The 14,528-nt window shown below is 69.0% G+C and carries 9 protein-coding genes and 4 pseudogenes; 6 read left to right on the top strand and 7 right to left on the bottom strand.

Annotated elements, in window-relative coordinates:
• Window positions 1-24: 24 nt before the first annotated feature.
• Window positions 25-2,106 (top strand): hypothetical protein, encoded by a 2,082-nt coding sequence (locus tag ACWIHY_RS33740; RefSeq protein WP_454380155.1) that lies wholly within the window; start codon window positions 25-27, stop codon window positions 2,104-2,106.
• 7 nt (window positions 2,107-2,113) lie between these two features.
• Here ACWIHY_RS33740 and ACWIHY_RS33735 read toward each other — a convergent pair whose 3' ends face one another.
• Both ACWIHY_RS33735 and ACWIHY_RS33730 read right to left on the bottom strand, forming a co-directional pair.
• Window positions 2,114-2,467 carry a hypothetical protein gene (locus tag ACWIHY_RS33735; protein ID WP_454380153.1) on the bottom strand — a complete coding sequence of 118 codons (354 nt, stop codon included), beginning with the start codon at window positions 2,465-2,467 and terminating at the stop codon, window positions 2,114-2,116.
• Window positions 2,442-2,750 carry a hypothetical protein gene (locus tag ACWIHY_RS33730; protein WP_454380151.1) on the bottom strand — a complete coding sequence of 103 codons (309 nt, stop codon included), beginning with the start codon at window positions 2,748-2,750 and terminating at the stop codon, window positions 2,442-2,444. The genes ACWIHY_RS33735 and ACWIHY_RS33730 overlap by 26 nt, the downstream gene beginning before the upstream one ends.
• Before the next feature lie 237 nt (window positions 2,751-2,987).
• Here ACWIHY_RS33730 and ACWIHY_RS33725 point away from each other — a divergent pair.
• The 3 genes and pseudogenes from ACWIHY_RS33725 to ACWIHY_RS33715 form a co-directional block, all read left to right on the top strand.
• Window positions 2,988-3,398: pseudogene (locus ACWIHY_RS33725) on the top strand (transposase); the annotation flags it as partial.
• 219 nt (window positions 3,399-3,617) lie between these two features.
• Complete coding sequence (locus ACWIHY_RS33720; RefSeq protein ID WP_454380149.1) at window positions 3,618-4,832, top strand: IS110 family transposase; 1,215 nt, start codon at window positions 3,618-3,620, stop codon at window positions 4,830-4,832.
• A 17-nt stretch (window positions 4,833-4,849) separates the two neighbouring features.
• Window positions 4,850-5,092, top strand: a pseudogene (locus ACWIHY_RS33715) (transposase); the annotation flags it as partial.
• 32 nt (window positions 5,093-5,124) lie between these two features.
• Here the strand turns inward: ACWIHY_RS33715 and ACWIHY_RS33710 are convergent.
• The 4 genes and pseudogenes from ACWIHY_RS33710 to ACWIHY_RS33695 all read right to left on the bottom strand — a co-directional run bounded on the left by ACWIHY_RS33710 (window position 5,125) and on the right by ACWIHY_RS33695 (window position 12,927).
• Window positions 5,125-6,820, bottom strand: a pseudogene (locus tag ACWIHY_RS33710) (ISAzo13 family transposase).
• Window positions 6,821-7,064: 244 nt separating this feature from the next.
• Entirely contained in the window at window positions 7,065-11,426 is a 4,362-nt protein-coding gene (locus tag ACWIHY_RS33705) for a hypothetical protein (protein ID WP_454380147.1), read from the bottom strand.
• Complete coding sequence (locus tag ACWIHY_RS33700) at window positions 11,416-12,270, bottom strand: hypothetical protein (protein ID WP_454380146.1); 855 nt, start codon at window positions 12,268-12,270, stop codon at window positions 11,416-11,418. Before ACWIHY_RS33700 ends, ACWIHY_RS33705 begins: the two co-directional genes overlap by 11 nt.
• A 360-nt stretch (window positions 12,271-12,630) precedes the next feature.
• Window positions 12,631-12,927: a hypothetical protein gene (locus ACWIHY_RS33695; protein ID WP_454380145.1), complete on the bottom strand. Its 297-nt coding sequence runs from the start codon at window positions 12,925-12,927 to the stop codon at window positions 12,631-12,633.
• A 624-nt stretch (window positions 12,928-13,551) separates the two neighbouring features.
• Here ACWIHY_RS33695 and ACWIHY_RS33690 point away from each other — a divergent pair.
• A complete protein-coding gene (locus ACWIHY_RS33690) occupies window positions 13,552-13,899 on the top strand; it encodes a hypothetical protein (protein WP_454380144.1) in 348 nt (115 codons plus the stop codon).
• A 38-nt stretch (window positions 13,900-13,937) separates the two neighbouring features.
• On the opposite strand, the gene ACWIHY_RS33685 is transcribed toward ACWIHY_RS33690, so the two are convergent.
• Entirely contained in the window at window positions 13,938-14,129 is a 192-nt protein-coding gene (locus ACWIHY_RS33685) for a hypothetical protein (RefSeq protein WP_454380143.1), read from the bottom strand.
• 153 nt (window positions 14,130-14,282) lie between these two features.
• On the opposite strand from ACWIHY_RS33685, the pseudogene ACWIHY_RS33680 reads away from it, so the two are divergent.
• Window positions 14,283-14,429 (top strand): annotated as a pseudogene (locus ACWIHY_RS33680) (helix-turn-helix domain-containing protein); the annotation flags it as partial.
• Window positions 14,430-14,528: the final 99 nt, after the last annotated feature.

The following is a 14,528-nucleotide window of genomic DNA, read 5'->3' as shown; positions in this document are numbered from 1 at the left end:
TCGGTACACCGAGAGGAGACAGCCATGCCACAGGTCGAGGGACAGGATGTCCAGAGCACGTATACGCGTCCGCAGCAGTTCGGCGTGTGGGGGGACAGCTTGGCGGGCAGTGGTGTCATCGGCAGCACCGGGAAAACGGGCACGTCGGCGGCGCCGGTCGGCGGCGTGTTCGGCGACACCAAAAAGGACGGCGCCGTAGGAGTCGTGGGTCGCTCCCAGCACGTCCTGGGCGGCACGGGCGTCGTGGGTATCAGCGTCGCTGGGGTCGGCGTGTCGGGTATCGGCAACGGATCCGGCGCCGGGGTGCTGGGCACCGGCGCCAAAAGCCCGGGCGTGGAAGGCACGAGCGCCGAAGGGCCCGGGGTGACCGGCAAGGGCGGGCCCGGCAGCCCCGGCGTGACCGGCACCGGCAGCGACGGCCCCGGCGTAGAGGGCACGAGCACACAGGGCGCGGGCGTGTCCGGCATCACCACCGGTGCCGGAGCAGGACTGCTCGGATCCTCGTCCGCCGGCCCCGGTGTGTCGGGCACGAGCTCCGGCGGCCCCGGTGTCTCCGGAGCGGGCAGGGGCTCCGGCCCGGGCGTCACGGGCTCCGGTGTCACCGGCCCCGGGGTCCAAGGGGCCAGCGCGCACAGCGACGGTGTCACGGGCACGGGCGGCGGCACGGGCGCGGGCGTCGTCGGCACCGCCACCGCCGGTCCCGGCCTCTCCGGAACGAGCACACAAGGCTCCGGAGTCCTCGGCCAGGGAGGCGGTAGGTCGCCGGGCGTGGACGGGACGGCCACGGGCGGGCCCGGAGTGTCCGGCACGAGCACCGACGGCCCCGGCGTCTCGGGCAGCAGCACGAAGGGCCACGGCGTCACCGGTGAGCAGGGCGCGGGCGTCACGGGCCGCGCGACCGCGGGACCGGGCGTCTCGGGCACCAGCACCAGTGGCGTCGGTCTCCGCGGCACCGGGGGTGGGACCTCCGTCGGCGTCGAAGGCGTCGGCTCGTCCGGCGCGGGAGTGCTCGGTGCGAGCACTCAGGGCGCCGGGGTGTCCGGCACCAGTGCGCAGGGCGTCGGCGTCACCGGGAAGGGCGGCGGTGCGAGCGCCGGCGTGGAGGGAACCGGCACCTCCGGCCCGGGCGTGTCCGGCACCAGTACGCAGGGCGCCGGCGTCACCGGGACCGGCGGAGGGGGCTCCCCCGGAGTCCTCGGCACCGGCAGCGGCGGCGCCGGCCTCAAGGGCATCAGCACCAGCGGTGCGGGCGTCCTCGCCGACAGCACGAGTGGCGCGGGTGTCTCCGCGTCGAGCAAACAGGGCACCGGTGTCTCGGGCACGAGTACGCAGGGCGTGGGAGTGTCCGGCAAGGGCGGCGGCACGAATCCCGGCGTACAGGGCACCGGCGGTGCCGGGCCCGGCCTGTCCGGCAGCAGTACGGGGAACGCCGGGGTGTTCGGCAAGGGCGGCGGGGAAAATCCCGGCGTCGAAGGCACCTGCACCTTTGGTCCGGGCGTCTCCGGTAAGAGCACCCAGGGCTACGGAGTCAAAGCCGCCGGAGCCATCGGCTTGTATGCGAAAGGGGCCTCGCGAGCCGCCTACCTGGAGGGCGACGTCGAGATCACCGGAACGGTGTTCGAAGGCGTGAGCCGCATGAGGATCGACCACCCGATCCAGCCCGAAGACCGCTATCTGGTCCACGCGTCGGTCGCCTCCTCCGAGCTGAAGAACGTCTACGACGGCACGGCCGTCCTCGACGAGGACGGCCGTGCGACAGTCGAACTGCCCGATTGGTTCGAGTCGTTGAACGAGTGCTTCCGCTATCAGCTCACCGCCGTCGGCGCCCCGGCCCCCGATCTCCACGTCAGCCGCCCCCTCGCCGATCACACCTTCGCGATCGCGGGGGGCGGGGCGGGACTGGAGGTCTGCTGGCAGATCACCGGAGTCCGCTGCGACAGCTGGGCCCGGGCCAACCCGCTCACCACCGACGAGAAGAAGCCCGCGGAGGAGAAGGGGTTCTTCGTGCACCCCGAGCTGATCGGCCAGCCGACGGACCGTTCCCTCTCCGCACTCGTCGCCCGGGCCGCCTCACGGGATACCGCGCTCGAGGAGAGACACCAGTAGCGCTGCCTCACGTCGGTTCGACCGGCTTGGGCTTCGATGGGTCGCGCCGGACCGCGAACGGCTCGGGCTGGATGCCCCGGCGTCGGGCCACCACCCGGTAACTGAACTCGCTGTGCGTCTCGCCGCTGGCGGTCGAGTAGACGGTGAAGCCGGTGGTGGTCCGATTTGTCACGTACAGCCCGCTTGGGGCCTCATACTCCGTCAGGAAGACGTGGTACGGCGCGTCCTCGGTGACCGCGACGAACTCCGGGTCCAGGGTGACCTGGGCACGCCCGTCGACGAGCCTGCCGAAGCCGAGGTCCTCGAACCAGCTCTTCGGGGCTTCCACCGCGTACTTAAGCCGGTGCGTCCCGTCCTCCATCCGGAACGCGACGCTCTTGTGGCTGGCCCTCCACTTCGAAATCGCCCGTGATGTGGACGTTCCCGTCGAAGAAGCCGGCATAGCCCTCCTGCGAGCGGGCCCGCACACCGAAGGCCGATGCGCCGTCGTGAGCTTCGCCCTTGATGCCGACGCCGTTGTGGCTCTCCGACGTCCCGTTCACGCCCGGCCTGCCCTCGCCCTTGCCGGTCCCGATCACACCGCTCCCGGATTGCTTGCAGACGGCTTTCAGGCCCTTCTCGCGGCCGGTGATCCGGGCACCCACGGTGAAGGTGTCGGCCTTGGTCTCCCAAGGCGTGCCCGTACTCAGGGATCACGCAAAACCCAGGCACCGGGCAACCCTGAGCCTCCGCGCCCGGCTCTGATCGGGAGTGTCTAATCAACGGCGGATCTGATGATCAAGGAGACGCCAGAGATGACCGAGACCGTTGTCGAGCAGGAGTCCGGGGAGAAGCCGGCGGTCACGCCGGTGCCGGCCGCGTCGGATGAGCAGTTGGTCGCGATGCTCCTGGACCGGGTCCGGTCCGAGGGGCTGCAGCTGACCGGCGAGGGCGGCCTGTTGCAGATGCTGACCGAGCGGGTGCTGGAGTCCGCCCTGGAGGGCGAGATCACCGATCACCTCGGATACGAGAAGCACGACGCCCAGGGCCGTAACAGCGGCAACAGCAGGAACGGAACCCGGGCGAAGACCGTATTGACCGACGTCGGCCCGGTCGAGGTGAAGGTCCCCCGGGACGTGGCCGGCACGTTCGAGCCGCAGATCGTCAAGAAGCGGCAGCGGCGCCTGACCGGCGTGGACGAGATGGTGCTGTCGCTGTCCGCGAAGGGGCTCACGCACGGGGAGATCTCCGCGCACCTGGCCGAGGTCTACGGCGCGGAAATCTCCAAGCAGACCATCTCGACGATCACTGACAGTCATAGTGGTACACGGGTCCCCGGTGGTCGTGACCCAATCACTGACTGACGTCCTGCTGGGCTGTCCTTGCTTTGATCTGTCCGACCGCCGGGGCCCGGTTCCCAGGGCTCCGGCCGGGCGGAGCATGACCTCATAGGAGCCTGGCAAGAGGCCCCCTGACTGTCCTGTCTGCCCTTTCCGGCCGGAGCTACCTTCGGCAAGGAAGGCATCTCCAGCATGACAGGCACAGAGGCGGCGGACACGAGGGACCAAGTCGTGGTCGGCGGGGTGGACTCGCACGCCGACACCATCCACGTCGCCGTGGTGACCGACCGGGGCGGGCACCTCACCGACGCCCAATTCCCCACCAATGCTGCCGGATACGCCGCCGCGATCGCCTTCCTGCAGGCCCACGGCACCGTCGCTGCCGTCGGCGTGGAAGGCACGTCCTCCTACGGCTCCGGCTTCACACAAGCCGCCCGGCAGGCCGGCCTGGCCGTCGTCGAGGTCAACCGGCCCGACAAGGCCGAACGCCGCAGGATCGGCAAGTCCGACCCGATCGACGCCTACGCCGCGGCCCGCGCCGTCGTCTCCGGACGCGCGACCAGCGCTCCCAAGGACGGGGCCATCGTCGGGATACGCGCCCTGCAGACCGCCGCCCGCTCGGCGATCAAGGCTCGCACCGCGACGCTCAACCAGATCACGCACCTCCTGATCACCGCCCCCGACGCTATCCGCGCCAAGTACACCGCCCTGTCCGGTGACAAGCGCGTCACCACCCTCGCCCGGCTCCGGCCGGCCAGCGACCCCGCGCACGCCCCGCTCCTGACAGCCCTGCGCACGCTGGCCAAGCGTGTCCAGAACCTGACCGAGGAACACACGACCCTGACCGGGGAGCTCGACCAACTGGTCACCATCCTCAACCCCGGCCTGCGCGCCGCCTACGGGGTGGGCCCGGACACCGCCACCCAGCTGCTGATCACCGCTGGCGCGAACCCGGCCCGCCTTCGCACGGAGGCTTCCTTCGCTGCCCTGTGCGGCGCGGCGCCCGTCCCCGCGTCGAGCGGGAAGACGAACCGGCACCGGCTCTCCCGGGGCGGCGACCGGGCGGCCAACGCCGCTCTCTACCGCATCGCGCTCGTGAGGATGGCCCGATGCCGGCGCACCCGCGAGTTCGTCGCCCGACCGACCGGCGCCGGACGCACGAAGAAGGAGATCATCCGGCTGCTCAAACGCGCGATAGCCCGCGAGGTTTTCCGGCTCTTGACCACCCAGGTCCAAGTCCCCGAGATCGCGGACCTCCGTCCGGCCCGGCAGACGAAGAACATCACTCTCACCGCCGCCGCCAACCACTTCGGCGTGTGGCCCGCCGTCATCTCCAACATCGAACGCGGCCTCCGCCGCGACGACGCCTTCGCCGATGCCTACCGCCAGTGGCTCACTGCTGCTTGACCGACGATAGGAGCATCAAGGTGATGGAGGGTATGGCGGAATGGTCCAACCGCCCGCTGGACCGCGTCTATCCGGTCCTGTTCGTGGACGCCATCCACGTCAAGATCCGCGACGGCCAGGTCGCGAACCGCCCGATCTACGTCGTCATGGCCGTGACCACCGAGGGCACCCGGGACATCCTGGGGATCTGGGCCGACGATGGCGGCGAGGGCGCGAAGTACTGGCTGCACGTGTTCACCGAGCTGAAGAACCGCGGCATCGACGCAAGGCCACGGAGTTAAGGGCTTGCCGATCAATAACTCGCTGTCTTGATCTCCGGTTTGGGGATGCCGAGGTGTGCGGTGAGGTCGGTGAGATCGGTGAGGGTGGCCAATTGTGTCTCGGCGGGTTCGATGGTGTGTCCGATGTCGTGGAGGAGCTGGCGGGTTTGGCTGATGGCCCGGTTGAGGGTCACGGGTGTCACGGTGAAGAGCGGGGCGATGACTACCTGGGGGAGCTTGAACCTCTGGTAGAGGATGGTGGCCAGGAGCCGGTCGACGAGGGTGAGGCCGGGGCGCCGGCCGGTGTAGAGGCCGGCGGCAGGGGTCTTCTGCCGGTCGCCGCCGCGTCGCTGATGGAGGTCTGCTTCCCGCTGAGCCGTCCGGGCGGCCGCCAACTCGGTGACCAGTGAGTCCCACTGGTCGTGCGGGATGCCGGTGAGGGCGGGATGGGTCAGCCAGTCGCGGCCGGGGCCGGCTTCGTTCTGGGGCGGGATCGGAAGGACGCCGTCCCGGCGGTGTTCCTGGGGGTGGAGGGTGTAGTTTCAGTCGCCGTGCCAGTCGTGGCGGCTCAGTGGCAGGGCGCTCAGCTGCCCGTCACTGATGCGGACGCCGGTCTCGTAGATGGCGGTGTCGAGTGCGGCGCGGACGGTCAGTCCCGTGCGGGCGGTGGTCGCTGCGATGCTGTTCACGATGACTTCATGGCTGGTCAGCGGCCTGCCCCGCCAGTTCATCGTGATGTGGGAGAACAGTCGGTGCTCGATTCGGTTCCACTTAGATGTGCCCGGAGGAAAGTGACACACGGTGATCTCCAGGCCGGTCTCGACAGCCAGCGCGGCCAGCTCGAACTTCCAGGCCCGGATGCGGTAGCCGTTGGAACCGCCCGCGTCCGCAGTGATCAGCAGACGCTGCGAGCCGCGGGTAGGTGTCGCGCCCGACCGCGTGCCACCAGCGGCGGACGGAGGCGACGGCGAAGGCTGCGGTGTCGTGGTCGGTGCCGACGTTGACCCAGCCCGTGTCCGCGGTCAGGTCGTAGATCCCGTATGGGATCGCCTTGCCCAGATCGGCATCGGGAAAGTCGTGGGTGTGAACCCGGACCGGATCACCTTCGCGACGCCACTCGTGGCCGGCGTTCTTGTAGTTGCCGACCAACTCCTTCTTCTTGGTGTCCACGCTGATCACCGGGTCTCCGGCGGCCTGGAAGTCCTTGGCCTGGTCGTTGATATAGCGGAACTGCGCATCGCGGTCCCGGTGTTGGGCCCCTTCGATGGTCTTGGTGTTGCCTTGGAGACTGAAGCCCTCCTCGCGCAGCACGGCCGCCACGGTGTCCGCGGAGACCCGGTGCCCCTGCCGGGTCAGCTCGGCAGCCAGTTGCCGGGTCGACTTCGTCGTCCAGCGCAGTGGCGACATCGGGTCCCCGCGTACGTCCGGTTCCACCAAGGCCAGCAACGCGGGCCGAAGGCCCGGATCAAGGTCCACCGCACGCTTGCGGCCCCCACCAGACCGGCGCACCCGTCCCAACGGCGCCTCGCCGGCATCCAGTTCCGTCACCCCGCACGATACGGTGCCCTCCCGGACTCCGGCCGCACGAGCGACGAGCCTGATGCCTCCATGGCCCAGCGACCGTGCTTCTGCTCCTATGGCCAGCCGCCGCTGCCGCTCGTCGAGATGCGGGAACAGCGTCGCGAACTTCGCGGCCAAAGCCGCCTCGATCCCCTCCGGACTCCCCATACCATGGCAACGAGCCTCGGAGCCGGAAGCGACGGCTTGTTTCCCGGCAAGCCCTAACTACCCGGCCTTGGGGGAACTTCACGCTATGGCGGAGCGCAGAGGGGGATAGAAGCAAACTCGGCGGTCTGACAAGCCGAAGTCAGTAACTACCCGGCCTTGGGGGAACTTCACGCTATGGCGGAGCGCAGAGGGGGATAGAAGCAAACTCGGCGGTCTCCTGTGCTTGGGCTGAGTTGATTCTTGCCTACTCAACCAGTCTTTGCGAGAACACGGCGACATCGTTGCCGAAGCAGCAGATCAGGAGTCCCTCGTCCGTGGCTGATACAGCCGAGCAGGGGTGCGGAAGGTACAGAACTCCTATGGGGGCAAGACGTTCCAGGTCCCAGATCCGCATGGTGCAGTCATGGCCGCCGGTGACGGCGATGGGTCGGCCATCCACGGTTGCGCACGCCAACGCATTCACCGGACTGGTGTGGCCGGCGAGGGGATGGCCGAGGAGTTGCCTGGTAGTGAGATCCCAGACCCGCACCATCCGGTCCAAGCCGCCGGTGGCGGCGATGGGTCGGCCGTCCAGTTCGGTGCACCCCACCGCCGAAACCAAGCTCTTGTGGCCAGTGAGGGGTCGGCCGAGGAGTTGCCTGGTGGTGAGGTCCCAAATCCGCACCGTACTGTCGTCGGAGCCGGTGACGGCGATGGGACGGCCGTCCAGTTCGGTGCACGCCAACGCGTTCACCGTGTTGGTGTGGCCCGTAAGGGGGTGGCCGAATTGGCGTCCAGTGGTGAGGTCCCAGACCCGCACCGCGTGACCGTGAGAGGCGATGAGAGCGACCGGGCGACCATCCAGCACGGTGCACGCGACTGCGGTCACCTTGCTGGTATCTGAGACGAACCCCCCGTCGAGGACTTGCCTGGTGACGTCCCAGACATGTGCTGTGCGATCCCAACTGGAACTGACAATGAGGGGTCGGGCTACGGGCTGCTTGGTGGTGAGGTCCCAGACCCGCACCGTGTGGTCCCGGCTGCCGGTGACGGCGATGGGCCGGCCGTCCACGGTTGTGCACGCGACTGCCGTCACCTTCTTACTGTGGCCGGTGAGGGGTCGGGCTACGGGCTGCTTGGTGGTGAGGTCCCAGATCCGCACCGTGTGGTCCCGGCTGCCGGTGACGGCGATGGGCCGGCCGTCCACGGTTGTGCACGCCACCGTGTTCACCTGGCCGGTATGTCCTGTAGAGGGATTGCCCGGAAGTTGTTGCTTGGTGGTGAGGTCCCAAATCCGCACTGTGTGGTCCGCGGAGCCGGTGACGGCGACCGGTAGGCCGTCCAGGGTCGTGCACGCCACCGCGATCACCGTGCTGCTGTGGCCGGTGAGGGGGTGGCCGATTTGGCGTCGGGTGGTGAGGTCCCAAATCCGCACTGTGTGGTCCGCGGAGCCGGTGACGGCGACCGGTAGGCCGTCCAGGGTCGTGCACGCCACCGCGTTCACCGTGTCGGTGTGGCCGGTGAGGGGGTGGCCGATTTGGCGTCCGGTGGTGAGGTCCCAGACCCGCACCCTGTGGTTCCAACTGCCGGTGACGGTGACAGGGCGACCTTCTAGGGTGGTATACGCCAAATCCGTGCCGTATTCCCAGCTGAGGAATTGCCCAGCGGAGTCCCACAGGCCCCACCTGTGAGGACGGAGGGGCTGCTGAGTGGTGAGGTCCCAGACCCGCAACTTCTGATCCCCACTGCTGGTGACGGCGACGGGCCGACCTTTCAGCGTCGCGCACTCCAACGCGCGCACACTGCTGGTGTGGCCGGTGAGGGGCCGGCCGATTTGGCGTCCGGTGGTGAGGTCCCAGACCCGCACCGTACGGTCGTCGGACCCGGTGACAGCCACAGGTAGGCCGTCCAGGGTCGTGCACGCCACCGCATTAACCGAGCGCTCATGGCCAGTGAGGGGCCGGCCGAGGGGTTGCCGGGTGGTGAGGTCCCAGACCCGCACCATACGGTCGTCGGACCCGGTGACGGCGATGGGACGGCCGTCCAGTTCGGTGCACGCCAACGCATTCACCGTGTCGGTGTGACCGGTGAGGGGGTGGCCGATTTGGCGTCCAGTGGTGAGGTCCCAGACCCGCACCGTGCGGTCTGCAGAGCCCGTGACAGCCACGGGTAGGCCGTCCAGGGTCGTGCACGCCAACGCGCGCACAGGGCCTGTGTGGCCGGCGAAGGTGTTGCGCAGCGCGGGGGAAAGCGTCCCGCCGGTGGCGTACACCGGTATCCAGGCGTGGTTGTCGGCCTGATCGTTGAGGGCGGTGAGCAGGGGTGGGCTGTTGTAGCGGGCGGCACCCAGTGCGAGGACCTGGCGGCGAGTTGCCGGGATGGTGTGCCGATGGGAGCCGATGCAGGTGCGGTAGACCGTGGCGGGGAGCCCGGCGGGGTCGCTCTGGATGGTGTGCAGATGAGGCATGAGGTTGTCGGGATGAGCATGGACGAGGTACTCGGGGTCAGTGATTACCCCTCCCAGCAAGCCTCCGTGGGCAGCGTGGCTGGCGAGGTAGCGAAGGGTATACGGGTGGGCGCGGGGCCAGTCGCGGGTGCCATCCGAGCGGTATGGGACGCGGGCGATCAGAGTGCGGGTGAAGGCGGATTGGACGGCGGCGGGGTCGGTCTCCTTGCGGAGATGCTCGGCCATGGCCTGGTGATACAGGCGGTAGGCGGAGCGGTCGGCTTCGGTGGCTTCGACGATGTAGGCGCCTGCCTGGCGGCGCAGCCACAGTAGGTCCTCATCCGCGTAGGGGTAGCCGGAGAGGGCGCTGGCCAGGGGTGCCCATAGGTCTTCCCAGGGCAGGCCCTGGCCTTCGGCGAAGGCCAAAGGGCGGAGCAGGTCGGCGGCGCGGTCGGCGTCGTGGCGGAGGCGCTCGGTGAGGTCGCGGTGCATGGCTTCGCCAGCCAGCCGGGGCAGGCTCGCACGCCAGGCCGGGTCGGCGGGGTGGGGCAGCTCCGGGGTGGCGGCAAGGGTTCCGGCGGTGATCCGGGCGACCAGAAAGGACCGGCCGGCGGCTGTGGCGACCTGGTTGGCGATCGCTTGGCGCTGGGGGCGGGGGCAAGTGAGGTACGGGGAGTCGGGGTGGGCTTCGATGAGGTTGCGGACGGTGTAGAGGCTGAGGGCGGCAGGGTCGGCGTAGCGGTCTACGTCCAGGTCGATGTGCTGGTCGCGGGTCAGGCCGAGTTGGGGCAGCAGGTGGGGGCGGGTGCCCAACAGCAGCCGGATGCGGCCTTGATGGTGGTCGATCAGGGGGCGCAGGAGCTGGCTGCATAGCGTTTCGGGCGTGGCGGCCTCGTCGAGGGCGTCGATCATCACCGTGAAGGGGTGGCCGCGGTCGGAGGTTCGATCAACCAGGGCGTCCAGGAGCTCACCAGCGGTGGAGGCTTTGACGCGGGCGGCAGCGGCGATGCCCTGCAGCACCTGGGTGTCGGTGAGGTTCTGGGCGTAGACGGCGACGTCGAGGGCGCCATCGGGGGGAACGATGCGGTGGGGCAGACCCATACTGCCCAGCGGGACAGTGCGCCGCCGTTCAGGGTCGGTGAGGGTGGCAAGCAGACCGAGGACAGCCGTCTTGCCCGACCCGGGACCGGCAGTAACTGCCAGGACGGCGGGCTCTCTACCCGATTTCATGGCGGGGGCCGACCTGAGCCAGTCGGTGATGTCGGCCAGGGCCTCGTGACGGCCACAGAACCACCAGCCCAGGCGCTCCGGGTCGGAGTGACCCATTGCGCGGACCAGCAGCCGGGTGCGGTATTCGACCTCACGGCGCTCGGCCTGCTGTTCCCACTCGAACCGCTGCTGGAGGGCCAAGTCGACGTCGGTTAGTCGGGCATCGTGGCGGGGGTTGGGCAGGAAGGGTGGCAGTGTGCCGGTCAGGCCGATGGCGTTCCAGCCGATGCGTTGGTAGCCGGGCCGGTCGTGATGGTCGTTCATCTGCTGCACCACGGTGCTCAGGGCCAAGGTTTCAGGGCCGTGCCCCGCGGTGGCTAGCGTGCTGACGGCCTGCTCCAACAGGTGAGGGAAAGCCCCGGTGTCGGCCTGCTCGTTCGGTTGGGCGGAGGTCACGACGACGAATCCAGCTCCGGGCTCGGCGCCCCACTGCCGGTTCATGCGGGTCAGTGCAGAGGCCGCCAGCTCGTTGCCTCCCTGCCCGGAGAAGCAAGTGTCCAGCAACAGCAGCAGTCGGCGCACCTTGGTACCGCGCAGCATCTTTCGGGCCAGCGTCAGCGTCGGCAGGGCATCGTCGATGTCCTGCGGGTCGGTGTCGGAGGTGAGTAGGACGTGCTCGCCATCCTCCAGGATTTCCCCGTGTGAGGCGATGTAGACGGTAATCAAGTCCTCGGGGTGGCGCTCGGGCGATGTACAGAACGCCCGCAGCTGCTCGGTCAGCTGCCCAGCGGTCGGGTCCAGGCCAAGAGCGGAAGCGTGCTGGTAGCCGAGCTGCCCGGTGAACAGGCCGATGACGCGGTCGCAGGCGTCAGATAGGCCAGGACGGTCCCACCTCAGGTGTTTGGGTGCCTTCGGGTAGCGGGTGACTGCGGTGGCGATCAGGAACCGGCCTGGCCCCGGCTCACCAAGCATCAAGACCTGCGGCGACGGCTGCCCCGGTGCAGACGTCGGTCAGGTACGCCGTTGCGTCGTGTGCATGCGTACCGTTGTGCACTACCACACCGCGCACTCGGTCGCCGAACAGCGGTCGTAGGTCCTTCACCAGCGCCACTACATCCCCCTGGTCGACCACGTTCGTCCACACCAGATTGTCGCCGCCCGGCCACGCCCCAGTCGGCCCCGGCCTTGGCTGCAGCCGGTCAAAGACCATTCGCGTACCCAGAGGCGACCCGATCGTCACCAGCGCCTGCACCCCGTGCCCGTCAAGAGCGCACAGCGCTTCATATGCCACCACCGACCCCAGCGAATGCGCCACCACCACACGGGTGTCTTCCCCGATCGCAGCCCCAACGCGGTCCCGGGCAGCCTGCCGCAACTGCGGCTCCCACAAGTAGCGGCGGGTCTGCTTCACGTCGGAGACCAGCGCCCGCAGCGCAAGCCCGGAGAAGAACCGGGACCGCGACAGCGCCCGTAGCGCACTCTGCACAGACCGCGGGGTGCGCGCCAGGGTGTCCTCGTCAGGCGGCACCACCTGCTCGTCCTGGGCCGCGGCCGCCTCCCACCAGGCGAACAGCAGATCTTGCTCGAACCCGGCCTGCACATCGGCCGCCGTGTATAGCGGGTCACCTACCGCCAGCATCCGGCCAGCTGGCCGGAACAGGTCCCCGTAGAAAGCCATCACGATGTCCCCCGTGCCGAACGCCGGGCCGCCCGATCTGCGTAGTCCGTCCGTAAGAGCCGGCTGCCAGTCCTTCAACAGACCCTCTTCGCCGAGTAGTTGCTTTCCCACCCCGTGCACACCCACGACGCGCGCCATGCCGCCTCCGCCCCCGACTTATCCGGCGCCTTACTGTAGGAGCGGACCGAGCCCGGCAACAGCAAAACGACCAAAGCGGCATGAGTACGGTATGGGGCACGTGTCTGCTGCCCGGTTCACCTTTCCCGTGCAGTCCGCACGACGCGGAGTCAACGCCGCGTCTGACGATGGTTGCGCGCTCCTGGAGCAACACGTCTGGACTTGCCAAGGAATCTCTTCGCCCATACTTTGAACCGCCCCGACCCGCCGCTATTTCTAGCCAGAGTTCGTCCCGCCATGATGCGTACGCGGCCCGCTTGTCGCGACAGACCCGTTGCCGCGACGACGCGCCCTTGGTCGCGAAGCAGAAGGCGCAGCGCCTCACGAATTGGCCGAGGTGCGGCGCAGCGAACGGGCAGGCGGGCGGCAGGCGAGGACCGCAGTGAGGGCGCAGGCGGTGAGGTTCGAAGCAACCAAGGGGCGTCCGCCGGCTTCCAGGGCTAGGGCAATGCCCAGCGGAGGAAGGGAGGCCACCGCGGCCGCCGCAGTGAGCACTGCCTGGTACCGGCGGCCAGTGGCGCCTTCCGGGGCCGCGGTGGAGATGTAAGCGCCGATGGCCACGCTGTAGCAAATCTCCCCCGGGACCAAGAGCGCCGCGGCGATGGCGTAGCCGATCAAGCTGCCCTGCAACGGCACCGACCGAGATGCCCAAGCCGAGGATCGCCGAACCGATGGCGAGGACCGGAACGAGCGGGCACGGACGTCGCGGCCGTCACCATCCACCGCCACCGTGATATTCGGGGTAGGGGCGGCAGTCGGCGCCTCGGTGCTCGGCCATGGCCTCCTCACCCAGCGGCTTCTGCGGAAACTGCGAGAGATCGGCGGAGGCCCGAGCACCAGCTCGGCGACACCCTGGAGCCTGTTGGAGCCTCTTGTGAATGCTGATGCTTCCGCCGTCTGGTTCGTCGTCTGCGGCGAGTCTCCGTATATCCGCGCTGTGGAACCCGGATACGCCGGCGTCACGATCCCGGATGAGGTGATCGCCTAGACCGGGACGCACGGACTCACCGACGACGAGCCGCACGTGTAGCTGCTCGTCGCGCTCGCGGAGAACGCCGAGCCGGAGGTGCCCAGCGAGCGCACTCGCCTCACGAAGCCGCTGTCGGCGGACGATGCGGCGCTGCTTCGCGCGAGGCCGGTCGCGACTGAGTGTCCAACTGGGCGGGCCGTCGGCCAGCTCGGGCTCTTCCGCCGTACGCGACGGCACGGCAGGCGTGTCTGCGTCACCTGGGTGGAGCGGGGATGCCTGCCTACGTCTGCACGCTGTGCGGCGAGTCCGTATGGGCCGAGCCTGGCCGCGAGATCCGGTCGGCCGCCGCGCACGCCAAAGAGGCGGGACACGCGAACGTCGGTCTCACCCATGCGAACACCCGGCACGCGCCGCGCATACGGCCGGCCGCTCCTGGTTTCGCAGCGCAGCCGTCACGCTCGTCTCTGCGGGCGCGCTGGGACGGCCTCAGGCTCAGTACCCGGGGCGCGATCGCGGTCGGCCTGTTCGCGCTCGCGGCGATCGCCGGTGTCCAGCTCGCCGACGACGAGCCGCCGCCGCGCACGGGGTGCCACGGCGGCTTCCCCGTACGCGCCTGCTGACCGGCGGCCGCCACGTCCTGCGGCTCTTCCATCCTGCTTCAGCCGCCGGATCCGAGCCGGTCCGGATCGGGCTGGGGCAACGGCCAGTAGTAGCGGTCGCGGCCGCCGCCAAGGCATGCGAGAAGTACGTCCTCGGGCATCTGCAGCACTGGGGCGCAGCGTACGAACTGAGCCGGCGAGATGGTGCCGGTTCCGTCGGGCCAGGAGGCGACCAGGGCGTGGCTGTCCAAAGACCCCACCTGGCCGGTCATCAACTCCCAGAGGGGAGGATCCGGCCGTGGCGGCCGTGGAGTCGCAGGGATTCGCGACGTCATGAACTTGGCCGCTTCCCGAGCAATGATTACCGGACAGAAACCCCTCGAATGCGAAGGAGACTCCAGATCATGGACAAGGGCAAGCGCATCACCGGCGCGGCACGCGAAAAGCTCACCGCAGACGTCGCGAGGGAGTACGACGGCGGTGCCACGATCCGGGCCATCGCCGAGATGCACCACAGGTCTTACGGCTTCGTCCACCGGCTGCTCACCGAGGGGAAGTGAGGCTGATCCTTTGGAGTGGACACCCTGACAATGGATCTTGATGGTCCAGGGAGGGATGTCCAGGTGGGACGCAAGTCTCCGTATCCGGAG

This window comes from Streptomyces sp. NPDC055287, assembly GCF_053646035.1.
The sequence above is the reverse complement of the archived record's forward strand: the minus strand, read 5'-3'. Positions and strand labels throughout refer to the sequence as shown.

What these genes read in the sequence shown, in the direction of transcription:
- ACWIHY_RS33740 (WP_454380155.1), top strand. Translation starts at nt 25, where the DNA reads ATGCCACAGGTCGAGGGACAGGATGTCCAGAGCACGTATACGCGTCCG.
- ACWIHY_RS33735 (WP_454380153.1), bottom strand. Translation starts at nt 2,467, where the DNA reads ATGGAGGACGGGACGCACCGGCTTAAGTACGCGGTGGAAGCCCCGAAG.
- ACWIHY_RS33720 (WP_454380149.1), top strand. Translation starts at nt 3,618, where the DNA reads ATGACAGGCACAGAGGCGGCGGACACGAGGGACCAAGTCGTGGTCGGC.
- ACWIHY_RS33705 (WP_454380147.1), bottom strand. Translation starts at nt 11,426, where the DNA reads ATGCTTGGTGAGCCGGGGCCAGGCCGGTTCCTGATCGCCACCGCAGTC.
- ACWIHY_RS33700 (WP_454380146.1), bottom strand. Translation starts at nt 12,270, where the DNA reads ATGGCGCGCGTCGTGGGTGTGCACGGGGTGGGAAAGCAACTACTCGGC.
- ACWIHY_RS33690 (WP_454380144.1), top strand. Translation starts at nt 13,552, where the DNA reads ATGCCTGCCTACGTCTGCACGCTGTGCGGCGAGTCCGTATGGGCCGAG.